1 protein-coding gene is annotated in these 238 nt (G+C 65.1%); it reads left to right on the plus strand.

Annotated elements, in window-relative coordinates:
* Positions 1–238, plus strand: a 238-nt coding sequence (locus UK12_RS35985; protein WP_045307442.1) for an ATP-binding cassette domain-containing protein, incomplete at both ends; no start/stop codon positions are given.

A 238-nucleotide genomic window follows, 5' to 3' on the forward strand; every position in this document is an offset into this window, starting at 1 on the left:
GGACCCGTACACGTCGCTGAATCCGCGGATGACGGTGGGTGACATCATCGGGGAGCCGTTCGAGATCCATCCGGAGGTGGCGCCGAAGGGCGACCGCCGCAGGGCGGTTCAGGATCTGCTGGACGTGGTGGGGCTCAACCCGGAGTACATCAACCGGTATCCGCACCAGTTCTCGGGTGGTCAGCGTCAGCGGATCGGTATCGCGCGCGGTCTGGCGTTGAAGCCGGAGGTGATCATC

The sequence above is a fragment of the Saccharothrix sp. ST-888 genome, from assembly GCF_000955975.1.
GTDB lineage: Bacteria > Actinomycetota > Actinomycetes > Streptomycetales > Streptomycetaceae > Kitasatospora.